Annotated in this window: 17 protein-coding genes; 14 read left to right on the forward strand and 3 right to left on the reverse strand. The window is 61.5% G+C overall.

The features are described 5' to 3' along the window. Positions 1 to 53: 53 nt before the first annotated feature. Complete coding sequence (locus tag RBRH_RS11880) at positions 54 to 821, forward strand: BPSS1780 family membrane protein (protein WP_013436554.1); 768 nt, start codon at positions 54 to 56, stop codon at positions 819 to 821. A 127-nt stretch (positions 822 to 948) separates the two neighbouring features. On the opposite strand, the gene metK is transcribed toward RBRH_RS11880, so the two are convergent. Beyond that, a complete protein-coding gene (metK, locus tag RBRH_RS11885) occupies positions 949 to 2,136 on the reverse strand; it encodes a methionine adenosyltransferase (protein WP_013436555.1) in 1,188 nt (395 codons plus the stop codon). Between the two features lie 251 nt (positions 2,137 to 2,387). Between metK and RBRH_RS11890 the strand changes: the two genes are divergently transcribed. The 9 genes from RBRH_RS11890 to hslU all read left to right on the forward strand — a co-directional run bounded on the left by RBRH_RS11890 (position 2,388) and on the right by hslU (position 11,728). Continuing rightward, positions 2,388 to 3,272, forward strand: a complete 885-nt coding sequence (locus RBRH_RS11890; protein WP_013436557.1) for a lipid A biosynthesis lauroyl acyltransferase — start codon at positions 2,388 to 2,390, stop codon at positions 3,270 to 3,272. A gap of 22 nt (positions 3,273 to 3,294) precedes the next feature. Continuing rightward, the gene (dapF, locus tag RBRH_RS11895; RefSeq protein ID WP_041753919.1) at positions 3,295 to 4,173 is read left to right on the forward strand and encodes a diaminopimelate epimerase; all 879 of its coding nucleotides are present in this window, start codon (positions 3,295 to 3,297) and stop codon (positions 4,171 to 4,173) included. Positions 4,174 to 4,311: 138 nt separating this feature from the next. Beyond that, positions 4,312 to 5,115: a DUF484 family protein gene (locus RBRH_RS11900; protein WP_041753920.1), complete on the forward strand. Its 804-nt coding sequence runs from the start codon at positions 4,312 to 4,314 to the stop codon at positions 5,113 to 5,115. A gap of 29 nt (positions 5,116 to 5,144) precedes the next feature. Then, positions 5,145 to 6,083 (forward strand): tyrosine recombinase XerC, encoded by a 939-nt coding sequence (xerC, locus tag RBRH_RS11905; RefSeq protein ID WP_013436560.1) that lies wholly within the window; start codon positions 5,145 to 5,147, stop codon positions 6,081 to 6,083. 73 nt (positions 6,084 to 6,156) lie between these two features. Then, positions 6,157 to 7,368, forward strand: coding sequence for a class I SAM-dependent rRNA methyltransferase (locus RBRH_RS11910; RefSeq protein ID WP_041753921.1), 1,212 nt, complete (start codon positions 6,157 to 6,159; stop codon positions 7,366 to 7,368). Between the two features lie 208 nt (positions 7,369 to 7,576). Then, positions 7,577 to 8,635 carry a CobW family GTP-binding protein gene (locus tag RBRH_RS11915; RefSeq protein ID WP_013436562.1) on the forward strand — a complete coding sequence of 353 codons (1,059 nt, stop codon included), beginning with the start codon at positions 7,577 to 7,579 and terminating at the stop codon, positions 8,633 to 8,635. Between the two features lie 425 nt (positions 8,636 to 9,060). Next, positions 9,061 to 9,480, forward strand: a complete 420-nt coding sequence (gene dksA / locus RBRH_RS11920; RefSeq protein WP_041754583.1) for an RNA polymerase-binding protein DksA — start codon at positions 9,061 to 9,063, stop codon at positions 9,478 to 9,480. Between the two features lie 272 nt (positions 9,481 to 9,752). After that, entirely contained in the window at positions 9,753 to 10,289 is a 537-nt protein-coding gene (gene hslV, locus RBRH_RS11925; protein WP_013436566.1) for an ATP-dependent protease subunit HslV, read from the forward strand. Between the two features lie 101 nt (positions 10,290 to 10,390). Beyond that, on the forward strand, positions 10,391 to 11,728 hold the full coding sequence (gene hslU, locus RBRH_RS11930) for an ATP-dependent protease ATPase subunit HslU (protein ID WP_041754584.1): 1,338 nt from the start codon (positions 10,391 to 10,393) through the stop codon (positions 11,726 to 11,728). Positions 11,729 to 11,770: 42 nt separating this feature from the next. Here the strand turns inward: hslU and RBRH_RS11935 are convergent, their stop codons facing one another. After that, positions 11,771 to 12,313 carry a response regulator transcription factor gene (locus RBRH_RS11935; RefSeq protein WP_013436568.1) on the reverse strand — a complete coding sequence of 181 codons (543 nt, stop codon included), beginning with the start codon at positions 12,311 to 12,313 and terminating at the stop codon, positions 11,771 to 11,773. Then, positions 12,310 to 13,578 (reverse strand): ATP-binding protein, encoded by a 1,269-nt coding sequence (locus RBRH_RS11940; RefSeq protein ID WP_013436569.1) that lies wholly within the window; start codon positions 13,576 to 13,578, stop codon positions 12,310 to 12,312. The genes RBRH_RS11935 and RBRH_RS11940 overlap by 4 nt, the downstream gene beginning before the upstream one ends. Positions 13,579 to 14,166: 588 nt before the next feature. Here RBRH_RS11940 and mdtD point away from each other — a divergent pair. The 4 genes from mdtD to RBRH_RS11960 all read left to right on the forward strand — a co-directional run bounded on the left by mdtD (position 14,167) and on the right by RBRH_RS11960 (position 19,023). Further along, on the forward strand, positions 14,167 to 15,597 hold the full coding sequence (gene mdtD, locus RBRH_RS11945) for a multidrug transporter subunit MdtD (RefSeq protein WP_013436571.1): 1,431 nt from the start codon (positions 14,167 to 14,169) through the stop codon (positions 15,595 to 15,597). A gap of 179 nt (positions 15,598 to 15,776) precedes the next feature. Further along, on the forward strand, positions 15,777 to 17,243 hold the full coding sequence (locus tag RBRH_RS11950; RefSeq protein ID WP_013436573.1) for an F-box protein: 1,467 nt from the start codon (positions 15,777 to 15,779) through the stop codon (positions 17,241 to 17,243). Positions 17,244 to 17,392: 149 nt separating this feature from the next. Beyond that, the gene (gene argB / locus RBRH_RS11955; RefSeq protein ID WP_041753922.1) at positions 17,393 to 18,292 is read left to right on the forward strand and encodes an acetylglutamate kinase; all 900 of its coding nucleotides are present in this window, start codon (positions 17,393 to 17,395) and stop codon (positions 18,290 to 18,292) included. Between the two features lie 2 nt (positions 18,293 to 18,294). Next, a complete protein-coding gene (locus tag RBRH_RS11960) occupies positions 18,295 to 19,023 on the forward strand; it encodes a pyrimidine 5'-nucleotidase (RefSeq protein WP_013436575.1) in 729 nt (242 codons plus the stop codon). Positions 19,024 to 19,054: the final 31 nt, after the last annotated feature.

The following is a 19,054-nucleotide window of genomic DNA, read 5'->3' on the forward strand; positions in this document are numbered from 1 at the left end:
GCGCGTAGGCCGCCTGCGACGGATGCCTTACAGAATTTCGCGAAGAGGGCCCCATGAACGACGACACGCTGAACCATCCGCTCGCCCCAGGCGGCTCGGCGCCATCCGTCGAAACGTTGAATCTAGACGGACGCACGGTCACCGCGGCAGAAGGCTTGCGTTGGATTACAGACGCATGGACGCTGTTCAAGCGCCGCCCGCTGCAGTGGATCGGCCTGGCCCTGTTGTACATGGTGATCGAGTGCGCGCTGTCATTCGCGCCGGTGTTCAACCTGCTGTCGATGTGGGTCACGCCGATACTGCTGGGCGGGTTGATGTTCACGTGCGAGCAGTTCCGCGCCAACGGCAACGTGCGCATCGGCAGCCTGTTTGCCGGGTTCACGTGCAAGCTGGGTCCGCTGGTGTGGGTCGGCACGCTCACGTTCGCGATCGTGATGATGGGTATCGGGGTACTTGCGTCAATCATCGGCTTCGACACCTTTGCCCAACTGGTCTCGCACCAGCCAGGCAACCCGCCCGAATTGGGGGCATCGAGCCTCGTCGGGCTGCTTATCTATCTCGCGATCGCCGCGGTGGCTGTAGCTGCTGCATGGTTCGCGCCCGCGCTGGTGATACTGCATGACGTGGCGCCCATTCGCGCGATGCAGGCAAGCTTCAAGGGCGTCATGCGAAACTGGCTAGCTGGCATTGTCTATGCGCTGTTGCTGCTCGTGATGCTGGTGGTCGGTGCGCTCCCGTTCCTGCTCGGCTGGCTGGTCGTCATACCTTTGTTATTCCTGTCAGTCTACGTCGGCTATCGGGACGTGTTTATCACGCGCTGAGCGCTGCCTGCGCCCCGCATCAAGCGGGGATGCGCAAGCTCCCAGCCATAAAAAACCCCCGGCTAGACCGGGGGTTTTTTATGGTGTGCTGGCGGCTCCGACACGTCAGCACAGCCATGCCCGTGCGTCAGGCGACGGCGGCGATCGGCTCGACGCCGGCCGCCTCGGCCAGCACCATCGCCTTGTCGGTGGCTTCCCACGAGAATTCCGGCTCCTCGCGACCAAAGTGGCCATATGCGGCGGTCTTTTCGTAGATCGGCCGCAGGAGGTCCAACATCTGAATGATGCCCTTCGGGCGCAGGTCGAAGTGCTGCTGGACAAGCTCGGTAATCACCGAATCCGGCACCCGGCCAGTCCCGAAGGTATTGACCATCACCGACGTCGGACGCGCGACACCAATCGCATAGGAGACCTGGACCAGACAGCGCGACGCAAGGCCCGCGGCAACGATGTTTTTCGCGACGTAGCGGCCGGCATACGCGGCGGAACGGTCCACCTTGGATGGATCCTTGCCCGAGAACGCACCGCCGCCGTGCGGTGCGGCCCCGCCGTACGTATCGACGATGATTTTGCGACCGGTAAGTCCACAATCGCCTTGAGGACCGCCGATCACGAACCGCCCGGTCGGATTGACGAGGAACTTCAAGTTGTCCTTAATCAGCTCGTTCGGCAGCACCGGCTTGATGACGTCCTCAATCACCGCCTCGCGCAACGTGGACAGATCGATATCCGGCGCATGCTGCGTGGAAAGCACGACCGTGTCGATCGAATCCGGACGCCCGTCAACATAGCGCACCGTCACTTGCGACTTCGCGTCCGGACGCAGCCACGGAAGACGACCGTCGCGCCGCAGATCGGCTTGCCGCTCGACGAGCCGGTGCGACAAATAAATCGGCAACGGCATCAATTCGGGCGTTTCGTCACACGCATAGCCGAACATCAGACCCTGGTCACCCGCGCCCTGATCCAGATTGTCGTCGTGCGCATTGTCCACGCCCTGCGCAATATCCGGCGACTGCTTGTCGTAAGCGACCAGCACCGCACAGCCCCGGTAGTCGATGCCAAAATCGGTGTTGTCGTAGCCGATGCGCCGGATCGTGTCGCGCGCGATCTGGATATAGTCGACGTTGGCATGCGTCGTGATTTCGCCGGCCAGCACCACCAGACCGGTGTTGCATAGCGTCTCGGCCGCCACGCGCGAATACCGGTCCTGCGTCAGGATGGCATCGAGAATCGCGTCGGAGATTTGGTCAGCCACCTTATCCGGATGGCCTTCAGATACCGATTCAGACGTAAAGAGATAGTTGTTCGCCACTTCGTTAGCTCCAGTGAGTGAAGTCGGTCGCGTTTCACGTTGCCGGCTTCGGATCGAAGCGGCGACGCTTTAGCGGATTACATGGTTCGGGCGCCGCTTCGCTGGATGCCGCGCCCAATATCGCCCCGCAAGTTGTCCCATTAACTCGGCGATGCCCGTATTATATCGATTTTTCTCATATTTCATAGAGTAGAGGCCAAATTGCCGTTTGCTTCACCCTGCCAGCCGCTGAGGACATCGCGAGATCCACGATGCTAGGCCGCGCCGGAACCCATCTCGCCATCCTGCTGCTAAAGTTGTTTGCGCTATTACCCTATGGTTGGATCGCCCGCTTCGGCGATGCGATGGGCTGGTTGCTGTATCGGATTCCGAATAGTCGCCGCCGCGTGGTCCACACCAACCTGAGGCTCTGCTTTCCGCAGTGGAGCGAGACGCGGCGCGAGCAGGTCGCCGAGCAGCACTTCCGCCATGCCATTCGCAGCTACGTCGAGCGCAGCGTGCAGTGGTTCGGTTCGGCACGCAAGTTGGAGAAACTCATTCAGCTCGACAGCGCAATCGATCTGCGCGATCCGAACCTGCCGCCGACGCTGTTCCTCGGCGCACATTTTGTCGGCATTGAAGCCGGCTCGATTTTCCTGAATTACCAGTTGCGCCGGCAATGCGGCGCGCTGTACCAGCCGATATCAAACCCGTTGCTGGACAAGGTCGCGGTCGCCGCGCGCGCGCGCTTCGGCGCAGACATGGCCAGTCGCGCCGACAGTGCGCGTATCGTGTTGCGCTGGCTGCGCGAGCGCAAGCCGGTGATGCTCGGCGCAGACATGGACTACGGCATGCGCAACTCAGCGTTCGTGCCATTCTTCGGCGTGCCGGCGTGCACGCTGACCGCGGTGGGCCGGCTCGCGAAGGCCGGACGTGCCCAGTTGGCGCCGTTCATCTGCGAGGTGCTACCCAATTACAAGGGTTATCGACTCAAGATTTTTGCGCCGTGGCAGGACTATCCGAGCGGCGACGACATAGCGGACGCACGCCGCATGAATGCATGGCTGGAGCAGGAAATTGCGCACATCCCGGAGCAATACTACTGGGTGCACAAGCGCTTCAAAACGCGCCCACCGGGCGAAGCAGGCTTTTACTGACGCTCGACTACAATACGGTGCCATGAAGCTCAAATTCACCAAGATGCATGGCGCCGGCAATGACTTCGTGGTCCTTGACGGCGTGCGCAATATGATCTCGCCCACGCCCGCGCTGGTGCGCTACCTCGCCGACCGCAACTTCGGCGTCGGCGCGGACCAGTTGCTGCTGGTCGAGCGACCCACGCTCGATGGCGTCGATTTCAAGTACCGGATCTTCAACTGCGACGGCAAAGAAGTCGAGCACTGCGGCAATGGCGCGCGCTGCTTCGTGAAATTTGTGCGCGACACCGGCCTGAGCCAGGCGCGCACGATTCGCGTGCAGGTGCAGCACGGCGTCATCACGTTGAGCGTGCAGGACAACGGCGAAGTGCTCGTTGACATGGGTGCGCCGGTGCTGGCCGCGCCACACGTGCCGTTCGACACGTCGGGACTGACACCAGCGCGCGATGGTGACGACCAGCTGTGGCCGCTGGACGTGCATGGCTCGACGCAATGGATCTCGGTGGTCTCGATGGGCAATCCCCATGCGGTGCAGATCGTCGATGACGCCGATGCCGCACCGGTGAACAGGGACGGGCCGGTTATCGAGTCGCACGCGCGCTTCCCCAATCGCGTGAACGCGGGATTCATGCAAATCGTCTCGCGCCGCGAAATCAAGCTGCGTGTCTATGAGCGCGGCGCGGGCGAAACGCTGGCATGCGGCTCCGGCGCTTGCGCGGCGGTCGTGACCGGCATCCGCCGGGGGGTACTGGACTCGCCGGTGCGCGTGCGCACGCGCGGCGGCACGCTGACCATCTCGTGGGACGGCCAGCGCAACAGCGATGCCTCGGTCATGATGGCCGGCCCGGCAACCACTGTGTTCGAAGGCAAAATCGACGTGCCCGACGAGTTGCCCACATGAGCGCGATCGCCGCCCTAGGCCATCCGGTCGATTGACCCCGATGCGGCGCAGCCTTTACTGTGTGATATTCGCGGTGCCGTCCTCCTGGCCGGCGTGCCCGACGCGCGCCGCCCTCTTAAGCTGAAGCCGAAAACAATCATGAATGATCGCGAAGTCGCCGATTACCTACTGGCCAACCCGCAGTTCTTCGACCGCCACGCCGAGCTACTTGCTACAGTCCGGCTGTCCAATCCGCACGGCAAAGCGGCGGTATCACTGCAGGAGCGACAAATAGGGTTACTGCGTGACAAGTACAAGCAACTCGAGCGCAGGCTGGCGGAACTGCTGCGCCATGGTCACGAGAACGACAGCCTGAGCGCGAAGTGCCAGCGCTGGACACTACGCGTGATCGCCGAACACGATCCGCATGCGCTACCCGCCACGATCACCTCGGGCCTGCGCGAGATCTTCGACGTACCGCAGGCGGCGCTGCGCGTCTGGGATGTCGCGACTGCCTATGCGCAAGCGCAGTTTGCCCGCAGCGTTGGCGAGGAAATCCGCATTTTTGCCAGCAGTCTCGTCACGCCTTACTGCGGCGCGAACGCCGGATTCGAAGCCGCGCAGTGGCTCAGCGACGCCCCCGCCCCGCAAGGGGGAGCAGAGGCGGGCCTGTCGCTCGCCGTCACGACGCCGGACAGGGCGAGCGGTGCCGCGCACGCGCCGTGTGCCGATGCGCAGCCGGGCAGCGCGGCGGGGAACGACACCGGAGCATCACAGCAGACCGCGTCGATCGCGCTGATCCCGCTGCGCGACGCGCAGCAGGCCGATGCGGAAAACGTATTCGGCTTGCTGGTGCTTGGCTCTCCAGACCCGCGCCGCTTCCACGACGGCATGGCCACCGACTTCCTATCGCAGATCGGCGCGCTCGCCAGCGCCGCGCTGAGCCGGTTGCGCGCGCACTAGCGCGACATGTTGTCACCGCAACCTGTCCGATGTCGCCCTCCCCCGATCCGATCGCGCGCTACCTAGACAGCCTCGCCCACGAGCGCCGACTCTCGGCGCACACGCTGCGCGGCTACGCGCACGAGTTGGACATGCTGCGTCAGTTGGCCGGCACCCGCGAGCTGACGCAACTGACGCCCGTCGACGTGCGAGGTGCAGTGTCACGGGCTCATTCGGGCGGACTCTCACCTCGCTCGATCGCGCATCGTCTGTCGGTGTGGCGCAGTTTCTATCGCTGGCTCGCGCTGCATCAACCTCTGACCATGAATCCGGTCGCGGGCGTGCGCGCGCCGAAGCGGGCGAAAACGCTGCCCAAGGCGCTGTCGGTTGACGACGCTGTCACGCTGATGGAAGCGTCTTGCATCGAGACACCTGACGCGTTGCGCGACCGGGCGATGCTCGAGCTGTTTTACTCGTGCGGGCTGCGCTTGGCCGAGTTGATCGGCTTGGACATCGCCTTTGTCAACACCGCGCAATATCGCTCGGTGGGCTGGATCGACCTGGGCACGGCGGACGTCACCGTGCTCGGCAAAGGGGGTAAGCGGCGCACGGTGCCGATCGGCAGCAAGGCGCTCGACGCGCTGCATCGCTGGCTTGCCGTGCGTGATCAACTGCTCAAGCACGATCCGCATCCGCTGTTCTTGTCAGCGCGCGGCATGCGCATGTCCGCCGGCGTCGTGCGCGAGCGGGTCAGGCGGGCCGCGCTCGCAGCGGGCGTTCCATCCCACGTGCATCCGCACGTGCTGCGGCATTCGTTCGCAACGCACCTGCTGCAATCGAGCGGCGACTTGCGCGCGGTCCAGGAATTGCTCGGCCACGCGAGCGTCGCTGCCACGCAGGTCTATACCTCGCTGGACTTCCAGCATCTTGCGCGCATCTACGACCAGGCCCATCCGCGCGCGAAAAAGCGCGATCCAGGACGGCAATAGCCGTCCGGCACGCCGGCATCAGCGAATCGCCGTGCTGCGCGGACGCGACCGCCCCCCTATACTGACCATTGCAATGAACACTGTCACGCTGAAACCAGGCAAGGAAAAACTGCTGCTACGCCGCCACCCGTGGATCTATGCGAACGCGATCGAGCGCGTTGACGGTCGGCCCGCATCCGGCGCGACGGTCGTGGTACGTGCGGCCGACGGGCGGTTTCTCGCGCGTGCCGCCTACAGCCCGCACTCGGCGATTCGCCTGCGGATGTGGAGCTTTGACGAAACCGAGCCGATCGACCACGCGTTCTTCAAGCGGCGCATCCAGAACGCGCTCGCGTATCGTCGCGCATTCGTGTCCGGTACCGGCGCGGTACGGCTCGTATTCGGCGAGGCCGACGGCCTGCCCGGACTGATCGTCGATCATTACAGCGGATGGACCGGCGACGGCAGCACCCCGCACGAGCAACTCGTCTGTCAGTTCATGGCGGCCGGCGTCGACGCATGGAAGCCGGCGATCGTGCAAGCCCTGCTCGGCGTGACCGGCTGCGCCAATGTCTACGAACGCTCGGATGTGTCGATCCGCGAGAAAGAGGGGCTTGAGCAAACCACGGGCGTGCTCGCCGGCCAAGCACCGCCGCAGGCCCTGATGGTCGAGGAAAATGGCGTACGGTATCGGGTCGACGTGCAGCACGGCCACAAGACCGGCTTCTACATCGACCAGCGGGACAATCGGTGGCTTGTGCAACAACACGCGGCTGGGCGCGACGTACTGAATTGCTTCTGCTATACCGGCGGCTTTTCGCTGGCCGCGCTGCGGGGCGGCGCCTCGCGGGTCGTGTCGATTGATTCATCTGGCGAAGCGCTGCAGGTCGCGCGCGCGAACTTGGCCGTCAACGACTTCGATCCGGCGCGGGCCCAGTGGCACGACGCCGACGCATTCAAGACGCTGCGGCAGTTGTACGATGCGGGCGAGCGCTTCGACCTGATCGTGCTCGATCCGCCGAAATTCGCCCCGTCGCGCGAGCATGTCGCCCGGGCAGCACGCGCGTACAAGGATATCAACCTCAGCGGTTTCAAGCTGCTGCGCCCGGGCGGGCTGCTCGCGACCTACTCGTGCTCGGGCGCGATCGACATGGACCTGTTTCAAAAGATTGTCGCGGGCGCCGCGGCCGACGCCGGCGTCGATGCGCGGATCCTGCGCCGCCTGTCGGCCGGCGTCGATCATCCGATGCTGACCAGCTTCCCGGAAGGTGAATATTTGAAGGGACTGTGGTTGCAAAAAACCTAGTGCGCCCCACGTCGGGCGGGTCAATGCCGCGTCCAGGCAGGTCAATGTCGCGGCCAGATACCGCGTCCGTTGGCGCGCCGCATCGTCGGCGTCCGGATAACGGTCACAACCCTGCCGCTGCATTTGTGCTTCAATAGAGCATTTCGTGCTGCGCCCGCGCGGACCGTCTCGCAACTTCCACGAAATTTCACGTAAGTAAAGGCAGGCGATGAACATGATTCCCGTCACCATCCTGACCGGCTTTCTCGGCAGCGGTAAGACCACGCTGCTCAAGCGTATCCTGAACGAGCCGCATGGCATGAAAATCGCCGTGATCGAAAACGAATTCGGCGAAGAGAACATCGACAACGACATCCTCGTGCAGGAGTCGGCGGAACAAATCGTGCAAATGAGCAACGGCTGCATCTGCTGCACGATCCGCGGCGACCTGTCCCGCGCGTTGTCGGACCTATCCGAGCAAAAGCGCGAAGGTAAGCTCAAGTTCGACCGGGTCGTGATTGAGACCACGGGCTTGGCCAATCCGGGGCCGGTCGCGCAGACGTTCTTCATCGATGAGTCGATCGCCGACGAATTCCTGCTCGACGCGGTGATCACGCTGGTGGACGCGAAGCACGCCAACCAGCAGCTTGACGAGCACGAGGTCGTGCAACGGCAAGTGGGCTTTGCCGACCGCTTGTTCATCACGAAGGCCGATCTGGTGGACGAGGCCACGCTCGCCGATCTGCGCCATCGACTGCTGCAGATGAATCCGAAGGCGCCGATTCAGGTGGTCAATTTCGGCAACGCCGATATCAAAGAGATTTTTGACCTGCGTGGATTCAACCTAAACGCGAAGCTTGAAATTGATCCGGGCTTTCTCGCCGAGGACGGGCACGACCACGCGCACCACCACGAGCACGGGCATGATCACGCACATTGTGACCATGATCATGACCATTGCACGCACGGTCACCACCATGCGCATCACGACGACAAGATCAAATCGTTCGTGTACCGCAGCGAACGAGCGTTCGATCCCCAAAAATTGGAGGATTTTCTCGGCGGGATCCTGCAAATCTACGGTGAGCGCTTACTCCGCTATAAAGGCGTGCTGTTCATGAAGGGAATCGACCGCAAGGTGGTATTCCAAGGCGTGCACCAGATGATGGGCAGCGACTTGGCCGCGCGCTGGCTACCAGCTGAGAAGAAGATCAGCAAGATGGTGTTTATTGGCGTGGACCTGCCCCGGGACCTGATTACCGACGGCCTGGACGCGTGCCTGGCGTGACGACGTCGTGCGCCAGGTTGCTGGGTCGCGTCGGCGCACGAGATAGCGCGCCGACGTTTCTCCCCCAGTATGGCGGCGGTATCTCGCATAAGAAATAAGAGGCAGCCTGGTCGAGTTTTCATTTCCTTTGGCGTATATTGAGGCATTCGCAATGACGCCGGAAGTGCTCTGTCGGTCCGCGAAATACTGTTTCGGACAGGGTTTTCCGCCGCTATTGGCACCGATTGTGGTTCAGTTACAATACGTGCCCACTGGAGAATGATAACGACGCGGCGCTTGAAGGAGTTCGGCCCCGCAACGGCCGCCGCACATGCCACGATGAATCCGGCGTGGCCGCCGCAAGGCACTCGGCCGCCGCAATTGCGGGCAATGGTAAGTGCGGGCAATGCTCGATGCATCGCCTCACAATGAAGACAGCAAGCCAGATGACGATGACACGACTTTTGACCGAAGCCGAAATCCTGAAGATGAGCGACAAGGATTACATGAACGAGGATCAGCTCGCTTTCTTCAAGCACAGGCTCGAACAGTTGCAGGCGGAAATCCTGCGCAATGCCGGGCAGACGACGGAAAATCTCCGAGAAACCGTGATCGTGCCCGATCCGGCCGATCGCGCGACGATCGAAGAAGAGCACGCGCTTGAACTTCGCACGCGCGACCGCGAACGCAAGTTGTTGAAGAAGGTGCAACAATCGCTCGCGCGGATCGAAACCGGTGAATATGGCTGGTGCGAGGAAACGGGCGAGCCGATCGGCATTCCGCGCCTGCTCGCGCGACCGACCGCGACGCTGTCGCTCGAGGCGCAGGAGCGCCGCGAACTGCGCCAGAAGCTGTTCGGCGACTGAAGCGTAGTGCGCCGCTGCATGGCGCGATACGGTCCGGCCGGCTCCCGTCGGAAGGCACGCGATAGGCGTGCCTTTTTTATTGATGGGCGCGTTTATTGCACGAGCCTTGCGCGGCGCATTGCGGCCTGACGCGCGCGCCTTGCGTCATATCCGCACCGTCCCGCATGCGCACGCCTTGATATTGCGCCAGCCGCCCTAAAATAGGCCGGGACGCGCGACTTCAGTCCTGTTCCGCGCCGCTGGCACGCGACCCCGCTTTAAAGGAATTCCACATGGAGCAATATCACGGCACAACCATCGTCTCGGTACGGCGAGGCAACAGCGTTGCCCTAGGCGGCGACGGTCAAGTGACGCTGGGCAACATCGTCATGAAGGGCGGCGCCAAGAAAGTGCGGCGCATCTACGGTGGCAAGGTGCTGGTGGGTTTCGCCGGCGGCACCGCGGACGCATTCTCGCTGCTGGACCGCTTCGAAGGCAAGCTGGAAAAGCACCAGGGCAACCTGACCCGCGCCGCCGTCGAACTGGCCAAGGATTGGCGCACCGACCGCATGCTGCGCCGCCTGGAAGCGATGCTGATCGCCGCGGACGCGGAAACAACGCTGGTGATTACCGGCAACGGCGACGTGCTGGATCCGGAGGGCGGCCTTTGCGCCATCGGCTCAGGCGGCGCATACGCACAGGCCGCGGCCCGCGCACTCGCGGATAACACTGAGCTGAGCGCGCGCGACATCGTCGAAAAGGCGCTCGCGATTGCCGGCGACATGTGTATCTACACGAATCACAGCCGCGTCATCGAAACCATCGAATAAATGAAGCCCGGGTGCCGGGCGACCCCATGCGCGGCCATTGTGCCCGCGCATCGGGGCTTGCGGGCCGATCCAGGCCCGGTGCCACCTGAAGGATGCCGAACATGACTACCATGACTCCCGCTGAAATCGTCTCCGAACTGGACAAGCACATCATCGGCCAGGGCCGCGCCAAACGCGCCGTCGCGGTCGCGCTGCGCAACCGCTGGCGCCGTCAGCAGGTGCTAGACCCATTACGCCAGGAAATCACCCCGAAGAACATTCTGATGATCGGACCGACTGGCGTGGGCAAGACCGAAATCGCGCGGCGCCTGGCCAAGCTCGCCGACGCGCCGTTTATCAAAATCGAGGCCACGAAGTTCACGGAAGTCGGCTACGTCGGACGCGATGTCGACAGCATCGTCCGTGATCTGATCGATATCTCAGTCAAGCAAACGCGCGAATCCGAAATGCGCAAGGTCCGCACGAAGGCGCAGGATCTAGCGGAGGACCGCATCCTGGACATCCTGCTGCCGCAGGCGCGTCCCGTCGGCTTCAGCCCAACCAGCGAGGAGAGCGAACGCGAGAGCGCGACACGCCAGACATTGCGCAAGCGGCTGCGCGAAGGTCAACTCGACGACAAGGAAATCGAGCTCGACATCGAGGCGCCACAGGTCGGCATGGACATCATGGGCCCGCCCGGCATGGAGGAAATGACGGAGCAGATCCGTTCGATGTTCGCCAATCTTGGCGGTGGCAAGAAGCAGCACCGCAAGGTCAAGATCAAGGAGGCCCTGAAGCTGTTGACCGATGAGGAAGCCGGCAAGATGGTCAACGAAGAGGACATCAAGACCCGCGCGGTACAGAACGCCGAACAAAATGGCATCGTCTTCCTCGACGAGATCGACAAGATTGCGTCGCGCCAGGAAGCCGGCGGCGGCGAAGTGTCACGCCAGGGCGTGCAGCGCGACCTGCTGCCGCTCGTGGAAGGCACGACGATCAACACCAAGTACGGCATGGTGAAGACCGACCACATCCTGTTCATTGCCAGCGGTGCGTTTCACCTGGCCAAGCCGAGCGATCTGATTCCCGAACTGCAAGGGCGGTTCCCCATTCGTGTCGAGCTTGATTCGCTGTCGGTTGGTGATTTCGAATCGATCCTGGTACGCACCGACGCGAGCCTGGTCAAGCAATATCAGGCACTGCTCGCGACCGAAGATGTGCACCTGGAGTTCGCTGACGACGGCATCAAGCGCCTGGCGGAAATCGCCTTTTCGGTTAACGAAAAAACTGAGAACATCGGCGCGCGGCGGCTGTACACGGTGATCGAAAAGCTGCTCGAAGAAATTTCGTTCTCGGCCGGCAACCATTCGGGCCAATCGGTCAAGATCGACGCCGCGTACGTGGACAGTGCACTGAATGACGTATCGCAAAACGAAGACCTGTCACGCTACGTGCTGTAACGCCACGTGCTGTCACGCAACTCGCCGCCGTGCCTGCACCGCTCATTGCTTCACTGGTCGTTTCGCCAGCTTGCGTTGCAGCGTGCGGCGGTGCATATTCAGCGCACGCGCGGTTGCCGAAATATTGCCGCCGTTGTCGGACAGCACGCGCTGGATGTGCTCCCATTCGAGCCGTGCCACCGACAGCGGTATCGGATTCTCAAGCGCCTCCTCTGCCTGCGACTCGCTTGCGTCCACGCGCAACGCCGCCAGGATCGTCTCCACGTTGGCCGGCTTGGCCAGATAATTGTCCGCGCCATCCTTGACGGCCTGCACCGCCGTCGCAATGCTCGCATAGCCGGTCAGCACGAGGATCCGCGCTTCGGGCTGTAGCTTGCGCAGTGGCGCGATCAAATGCAGCCCCGAATCATTGCCCAAGTTCAGGTCGACCGTGATCTGGCCGAACGGCAGCGCATCGGCGAGCTTCAGCGCGCTGTCGCGGTCGTGCGCCTGGTGAACGGTATAGCCGCGCCGGGTCAGGCCGCGCGCGAGGATGCCAGCAAATACCTCGTCATCGTCGATCACCAGAAAGTTCATTTCGCTCATTGTGCTTCTCCACTTAAATGCGCTTGGATCGCGGGCAGGCGCAGCATCGCGCGGGTGCCCGTGGTGGCCGGCTGCGGCAACGCGCTCAGCTCGATCGAGCCACCTAGCCGCGCCGCCGTCGTAAACGCGAGATATAAACCCACACCGTGGCCCCCTTGCGTGCTTTCGACCGGTGCCTGCCCGAGTTTGGCGCGCCGTTCAGGCGCAATGCCGGGACCGCGGTCGCGAATGTCAAAGACCAGCATGTCGTCGTCGCACGCCGCCTCCAGCGTCACCGATTCGCGGCTGGCCCGAGCCGCATTGTCCAGCAAGATGGTCAGGATTTGCCCGACCGCCACGGTATCGGCGACCAACACGTCGGCGGGCGCCGTGCCGATCCGCGAGAAATTCACATGCGGGTGACGCAGCCGCCACTGCTCGATGAATGCGTCGAGCCAACTGCCCACCGGTTGCTGACCAGTGGGCAGCGCCGCCCGCGTACGCAGCCGGGCGAGCGCCGAGCGGCACAACGCCAGTTGTTGCTCGAGCAGGTCGAAATCGGCCTGGTAGGGCACAAGCGCCTGGTCGGTGTGGGACTGCTCGCGCAACTCCTCGACCACCATCGCGATGGTCGACAGTGGCGTGCCGATCTCGTGCGCGACGCTGGCGGCTTGCGCGCCCAACGCCACCACCCGCTCGTCGCGCAACAGCCGCTCCTGCGCTTCGCCCAACGCCGCATCCCCCTTGCGCAGCGCGGACGACATGCGCGAGACAAACCACGCGATCAGTCCGACACTGACCATAAAGTTCACCCACATGCCGGCCCGGTAGTAATCGAACAGGTTGGCTGGGTTATCCATGTTCAACGGCACTGAGTCGAAGCCGAGCAGCCAATAGCAGGCGACCGCGAACGCCGCGAGCCAGGCGGCCAGACGCCACGGCAACACCGCCGCCGCAATCGCCAGCGAGGGCAGGTACAGCGACACGAACGGGTTGGTGGTGCCACCCGATAGGAACAGCAGCGCGGACAGCGCACCGAGGTCAACCCACAGTTGCCCCATCAACTCGATGTGCGTTTCCGGCTTGGCCTGAGCCACGCGGATCCACGTCAAGATGTTGAAGACCACTTCCAACGCGATGACGATGAGCATCGCGGTGAGCGGCAAATGCACGCCATAGGCGATCTGCACGACGGCGATCGTTACCAGTTGGCCAATGATGGCCAGGCAACGGAGCCAGAACATATGGCCGAGATTGACCCGGCCGGGATTTGCATACAGTGTCATGCGACAAGTTTACCGGTTCGACGCGGCACGACCCCGCAGTCAACTCAAGCTTAATCACGCTCGCGACACTATGACGCAAGCGCCAGCATGCCGCAGTTGGGCACCGCGGCAGCGATGCGTACGCGCCGTTTCCATGCCGCTCCAGTTGATAGCGGCACTCGCCGACGCACAGCAGTCGCGGCCCGCGCCCCGCACGCTCAAGACGGCACAGAAGGATACGCCACTTATCGGCCACTTGAAGACGAGCCGGCCCCTCAACCCGGATGCGCTAGCTCGGCTGTACAAAAGGGGCTCTTTAAGCGCGCCGCGCAGCAGCTCGGGTGTATCCAGGAGCGGCGGCCGCTCTGCGGCGGGCGAGCAGTCACTGGCTGCGCCACACACGCGCGAACCACGCGCTGGACGAGGCGGCGTTTGCTGCGCAAACTGCGGCAGCTTAAATCCGTTATCTCGACGGCAGTGGATCGCTGGGTCAACAAGCGCCGGCGGCCCTTCGACACGCCAAGGTGTGTGTCACAGTTTCGAATCGAATATAATTGCTTTTTGCACGGTGCTAATCGGCGGCTTCTTCTGACTTAATAAAATAAATACATGAAAAATCAAAAAGCTTTATCTGGATTACTATGGATCGTGGGACTTGGCTTTTTTATGCAAACCCTTGACGCCACGATCCTGAATACCGCTTTGCCAGCGATGGCCAGCCACCTCAATAAAAATCCGTTGCACATGCAGTCGATCGTGCTCGCTTACTCGTTGACCGTGGTTATGTTGATTCCCGCCTCTGGCTGGTTAGCCGATCGTTTTGGGACACGATCCGTATTTTTGACGGCCATTGCTTTATTTACTATCGGCTCAATGGGTTGCGCGGCATCGCGATCGTTGGACGAGTTGGTGATCGCGCGCATAGTGCAAGGACTGGGCGGCGGCGTATTGCTGCCGGCGGGGCGGTTAGCCATTATGCGAACGTTCCCCTCCAGCCAGTATGTCCAAGCATTGGGCTTCGTGGCGATACCTGGACTGGTTGGAGCGATCTTGGGACCGACGCTCGGGGGCTGGATCGTATCGATTGCCTCCTGGCGCTGGATTTTTGTAATGAATGTACCGATCGGCATAGTGATTCTGATAGCAAGTCGGATTGTTATGAGCAATATAAAGCTGTCGGTGCACCGCTTCGATTTGAAGGGTTATTTATTGTTCGCTGTATGCGTATTGGCATTTTCGTTGTCGCTCAATGGGCTAGCCGATGACAACCTGCCCAACACCATCGTGGTAACGTTATTAGGTGTCAGCTTAGCAGCATTCGCCGCCTATGGATGGCATGCGATGCGCACCAACCATCCGATTTTTTCGCTGATTTTATTAGATATACGTACATATCGTGTGGGTCTAGTGGGCAGCTTGGTCGCGCGTCTCGGTGGCGATGCGCTGCCTTACCTCATCCCGTTGCTATTGCAGCTCGGCCTCGGTTATCCACCGCATGAAGCAGGAATGATGATGCTACCTGTGGCAGTGGCAGCCATGGGCGCAAAACGATTCATCGCCCCTCTCATTACTTGCTACGGCTATCGCCGCGTTCTAGTGGGCAACAGCCTGTTGGTGGGCGCATTAATCGCCAGCTTTGCTCTGGTTTCAACAGAGCAACCAGCTGAATTAAGGATGATCCAGCTGCTTGCCTTCGGTGCTTTTTATTCAATACAGACGACTGCAATGAACGCACTGACGTTAAAAGACCTGGTCGGACATGGCGCGAGCAGCGGCAATGCGCTGTTTTCGACTGTCCAAATGCTGGCCATGAGCTTGAGTGTGACTGTCGCAAGTGTTTTATTAATTTTTTTCCAGTCACTGTTTCCGATTGATACGGGCACGGATTCGCTGCCTATCTTTCGTGCCACCTTTATTTGCATCGGATTGGTTACCGCAGGCTCGGGGTGGATATTTTGGCAGCTTGCCTCTAAAGCAAGCGGCAGAGATCACGAATGTAGTGCAACAGGCGAAAGTATTAAAGAAACCTCAACAGTGTGACACTGGACACATGTTCAATTGACATTAGCCTTTGGTCACCTTGCAATGGATGGGCCAGTGCTCCGGCTGTCGAAACCATATCAATACGATGTGCGATGGCGATGACGCTGCGCGGGTGCGCCGATGACACCGGCAGTGACTTCCACGCCTATTAGAAACACAACTTAACAATTTCGCCGATGGACTTTGATTCGAACCCCGCCGCCCACGGCGCTCAAATGGCACTCTACGCCATGCAGAACCAGCAAGCCGGTCGCTCTGCGGCAGCTGCCCCGCCTAATCTGACAAGTTTGGCAGCGTCTAGCAGCATGCACGCGCGGCAACGCTTGATGACATGCTCGCACAATGACTCAACGGGGCGCCCGACGACGTACGATGATCTGCCGCCCGAGATCCTTCAGCAAGTGGCCGACCACATGCCGTTCGACGACATCGGCAACCTATCCACTGTGAACAGCCAGACTTATCACGCGCTGCAAGAAAGGCGATTGAGCTGGCTTTGCCGCAAACGCATTTCCCATGCCGGTGCGCTGGATCGCACGTCAGTACAACAGTTGTTGACCGAAATTGAGCGGATTGGCGCCGACTCCCTGCGCGCTGAATTGCTTCAGGCGCTGTGGCAACGGGCAAGAAGGCAGTACAAAGTGAAGCCCGAGTTATTCATAGCAATCTTCCAAGCCGCGGGCCGTGTGCCAAAGCAAGGCTTGCAGGTACAAAAATACATGATCGGGACCCTACAAGGGATGCCGATCCAGTACCAACGCAATCTGTATAGGTTCGTGTATGCAGACGCCGAGCGGCGCGCTCCTGAGCAAGGCAGCACCTGGGGCGCCATCGCATCGATGCTACCCATCTACGGCTATACACCGCCGTCAAATTTGTGGCTTGATGCACCGCAGATTGAAAACGAATATCGAGCTCTTCTAAGCCGGCTTCCTGCATTGGACGCGTCTGGGCAGGCCGAATTGATAACGGCATTAGCCGACGTGCTAGGCGCCCTCTCATTATCTTTTCCCTCCCCCCAATATCATGCTTATCGTTATGATCTTGCGAGCGCGACGATCATTGAATGGTACGAAACACTGTTCCAATGGATGCAACGCCTGCCAGCCTCGTATCGGGGCGCGCCGATCGGTGCACTAGCCGATCGAGTATCGATGCTGCCAGAGGCACACAGGCCCGTGCACCTCGCGCATCTGCGGCATTTGACATTGTCACTTCCGGACCATCAACTAGGCAGCGCATTACGCTACCTGCCGGGCGCTTTAGTGCGGGTGATACCGCCAGAGCAACATGCGCATGAGATTTCACTGCTCGAACCCGCCCTTGAGCGCGTGCCGCCTGCGCAGCGCGCATTAGCGGCGCTCGGACTGCTTGAAGCAACATCGCAGTTGGACGACGCACTGCTAAAACAGGTCTGGCAGCGCGCGATGCGCCTGCTCGACGGCATCAATGGCCCCGGCATAGCGGAAGCGTTCTACGATATCCACTTACGGATTGGACTTACACTAAATAATCAGCAATGGGAGAGCGCAGAAACTGAAATGAAGGCCTTCTTTGAGCGAAACCGATTCGATCAGGCAACCCGCGATGAGATGCTGAACTCACGGAACTATTGTTGGTCCCGCAATTATCAGACACCGTAATTGGCTTGCGGCCGCTATGCTGCCGATGACCGAGTTGCACACCACTTGGCCCGATACCGTGTAGTTAAAAAAGCCTGCCGGGCGGCATCGTGCCGACACTTCAGTCCTGTACAATTCGCGGTTGTTTGCCTGCTCAGTCTGCTCGCACCATGTCCGACACCAACAATTTGCCAGCCATCTCACCCGCGCTGAAGGCCGAAATCCTCGCGGAAGCGCTGCCTTACATCCGCCAGTACCACGGCAAGACGGTCGTGATCAAGTACGGTGGCAACGCGATGACGGAGGAGCGCCTGAAGCAAGGCTTTGCACGCGACGTCGTACTGCTGAAGCTGGTGGGCATCAATCCGGTCATCGTCCATGGTGGCGGCCCGCAGATCGACCAGGCGCTGAAGAAAATCGGCAAGCAGGGCACGTTCATACAAGGCATGCGCGTGACAGACGAGGAAACGATGGAGGTCGTCGAGTGGGTGCTCGGCGGCGAGGTGCAACAGGACATCGTCACGCTGATCAACCATTTTGGTGGCCACGCAGTCGGCTTGACGGGCAAGGATGGCGGACTGATCCACGCACGCAAGCTGCTGATGCCGGACCGAGAAAAGCCAGGTGAATTTCTCGACATCGGCCAGGTCGGCGAGGTCGACTCAATCAATCCCGCGGTTGTGCGGGCACTGCAGGACGATGCGTTCATTCCCGTCATCTCGCCGATCGGCTTCGGCGAGGACGGGCTCGCGTACAACATTAACGCGGACCTGGTTGCGGGCAAGCTGGCGGTCGTGCTAAACGCGGAAAAGCTGGTGATGATGACCAACATTCCAGGCGTGATGGACAAGAGCGGCACACTGCTCACGGACCTGTCGGCGCGCGAGATCGATGCGCTGTTTGCCGACGGCACGATTTCCGGTGGCATGCTGCCGAAGATCTCGTCGGCCCTGGATGCCGCCAGGAGCGGCGTGCGCTCCGTGCACATCATCGACGGACGCATCGAGCACTCGGTGCTGCTCGAAATCCTGACCGAGCAGCCGTTCGGCACGATGATCCGGTCACACTGATCATGGCCGCGCGCGCCCGCCGGCGGCGCATTGCCCATCCGCGCGGCCCAGTCTGGCTGTTCGACCTGGACAATACGCTGCACCACGCGTCGCATGCGGTGTTTCCGCAGATCAATCAGGCGATGACTGACTACATCGAGCGTGCGCTGCAGGTCAGCCGGGACGAAGCGGACCGGCTGCGTGTGCACTACACGCAGCGCTACGGTGCGGCACTGCTGGGACTCGCGCGGCACCATCCACTTGATCCCGACGATTTTCTCGCGCAGGTCCACCGATTCCACGACCTGCATTCGATGCTGCGCGCCGAGCGCGGACTCGCCCGGCTGTTGCGTGCGCTGCCCGGGCGCCGGATCCTGCTAACCAACGGCCCACGCCGCTACGCACAGGCCGTGCTCGACGCCCTGGGCATCACCGAGCTGTTCGAGCAGGTAATCGCCATCGAGCAGATGCGGTACCGCGGCCGCTGGCACGCCAAACCCGATGCCGGCATGCTGCGACGCACGTTACGCCACGCGCGGGTGCGCCCGCACGACGCAACGCTGGTCGAGGACACCCGCTCGCACTTGAAACGCTACAAGCGCCTGGGAATACGCACCGTATGGATGGTTGGGCACTTACCACCCGTGCCCAGGGCTTCGGGCGGCACGCCGGCGCTGGCGGGCACTGGACGTGCGCACTATATCGACTGCCGCGTACGCTCGATAAAATCGTTACGACTCACGCGCCGCTAAGCGCACCGCGGAGGGCACCATGTGGCAGCCG

It is taken from the genome of Mycetohabitans rhizoxinica HKI 454 (assembly GCF_000198775.1).
In the GTDB taxonomy this organism is placed as follows: domain Bacteria; phylum Pseudomonadota; class Gammaproteobacteria; order Burkholderiales; family Burkholderiaceae; genus Mycetohabitans; species Mycetohabitans rhizoxinica.

Bases quoted from the DNA above. Each gene is read 5' to 3' on its own strand.
- RBRH_RS11880 (WP_013436554.1), top strand. From the start codon at position 54: ATGAACGACGACACGCTGAACCATCCGCTCGCCCCAGGCGGCTCGGCG.
- RBRH_RS11890 (WP_013436557.1), top strand. From the start codon at position 2,388: ATGCTAGGCCGCGCCGGAACCCATCTCGCCATCCTGCTGCTAAAGTTG.
- dapF (WP_041753919.1), top strand. From the start codon at position 3,295: ATGAAGCTCAAATTCACCAAGATGCATGGCGCCGGCAATGACTTCGTG.
- RBRH_RS11900 (WP_041753920.1), top strand. From the start codon at position 4,312: ATGAATGATCGCGAAGTCGCCGATTACCTACTGGCCAACCCGCAGTTC.
- xerC (WP_013436560.1), top strand. From the start codon at position 5,145: ATGTCGCCCTCCCCCGATCCGATCGCGCGCTACCTAGACAGCCTCGCC.
- RBRH_RS11910 (WP_041753921.1), top strand. From the start codon at position 6,157: ATGAACACTGTCACGCTGAAACCAGGCAAGGAAAAACTGCTGCTACGC.
- RBRH_RS11915 (WP_013436562.1), top strand. From the start codon at position 7,577: ATGAACATGATTCCCGTCACCATCCTGACCGGCTTTCTCGGCAGCGGT.
- dksA (WP_041754583.1), top strand. From the start codon at position 9,061: ATGACGATGACACGACTTTTGACCGAAGCCGAAATCCTGAAGATGAGC.
- hslV (WP_013436566.1), top strand. From the start codon at position 9,753: ATGGAGCAATATCACGGCACAACCATCGTCTCGGTACGGCGAGGCAAC.
- hslU (WP_041754584.1), top strand. From the start codon at position 10,391: ATGACTACCATGACTCCCGCTGAAATCGTCTCCGAACTGGACAAGCAC.
- RBRH_RS11935 (WP_013436568.1), bottom strand. From the start codon at position 12,313: ATGAGCGAAATGAACTTTCTGGTGATCGACGATGACGAGGTATTTGCT.
- RBRH_RS11940 (WP_013436569.1), bottom strand. From the start codon at position 13,578: ATGACACTGTATGCAAATCCCGGCCGGGTCAATCTCGGCCATATGTTC.
- mdtD (WP_013436571.1), top strand. From the start codon at position 14,167: ATGAAAAATCAAAAAGCTTTATCTGGATTACTATGGATCGTGGGACTT.
- RBRH_RS11950 (WP_013436573.1), top strand. From the start codon at position 15,777: ATGGACTTTGATTCGAACCCCGCCGCCCACGGCGCTCAAATGGCACTC.
- argB (WP_041753922.1), top strand. From the start codon at position 17,393: ATGTCCGACACCAACAATTTGCCAGCCATCTCACCCGCGCTGAAGGCC.
- RBRH_RS11960 (WP_013436575.1), top strand. From the start codon at position 18,295: ATGGCCGCGCGCGCCCGCCGGCGGCGCATTGCCCATCCGCGCGGCCCA.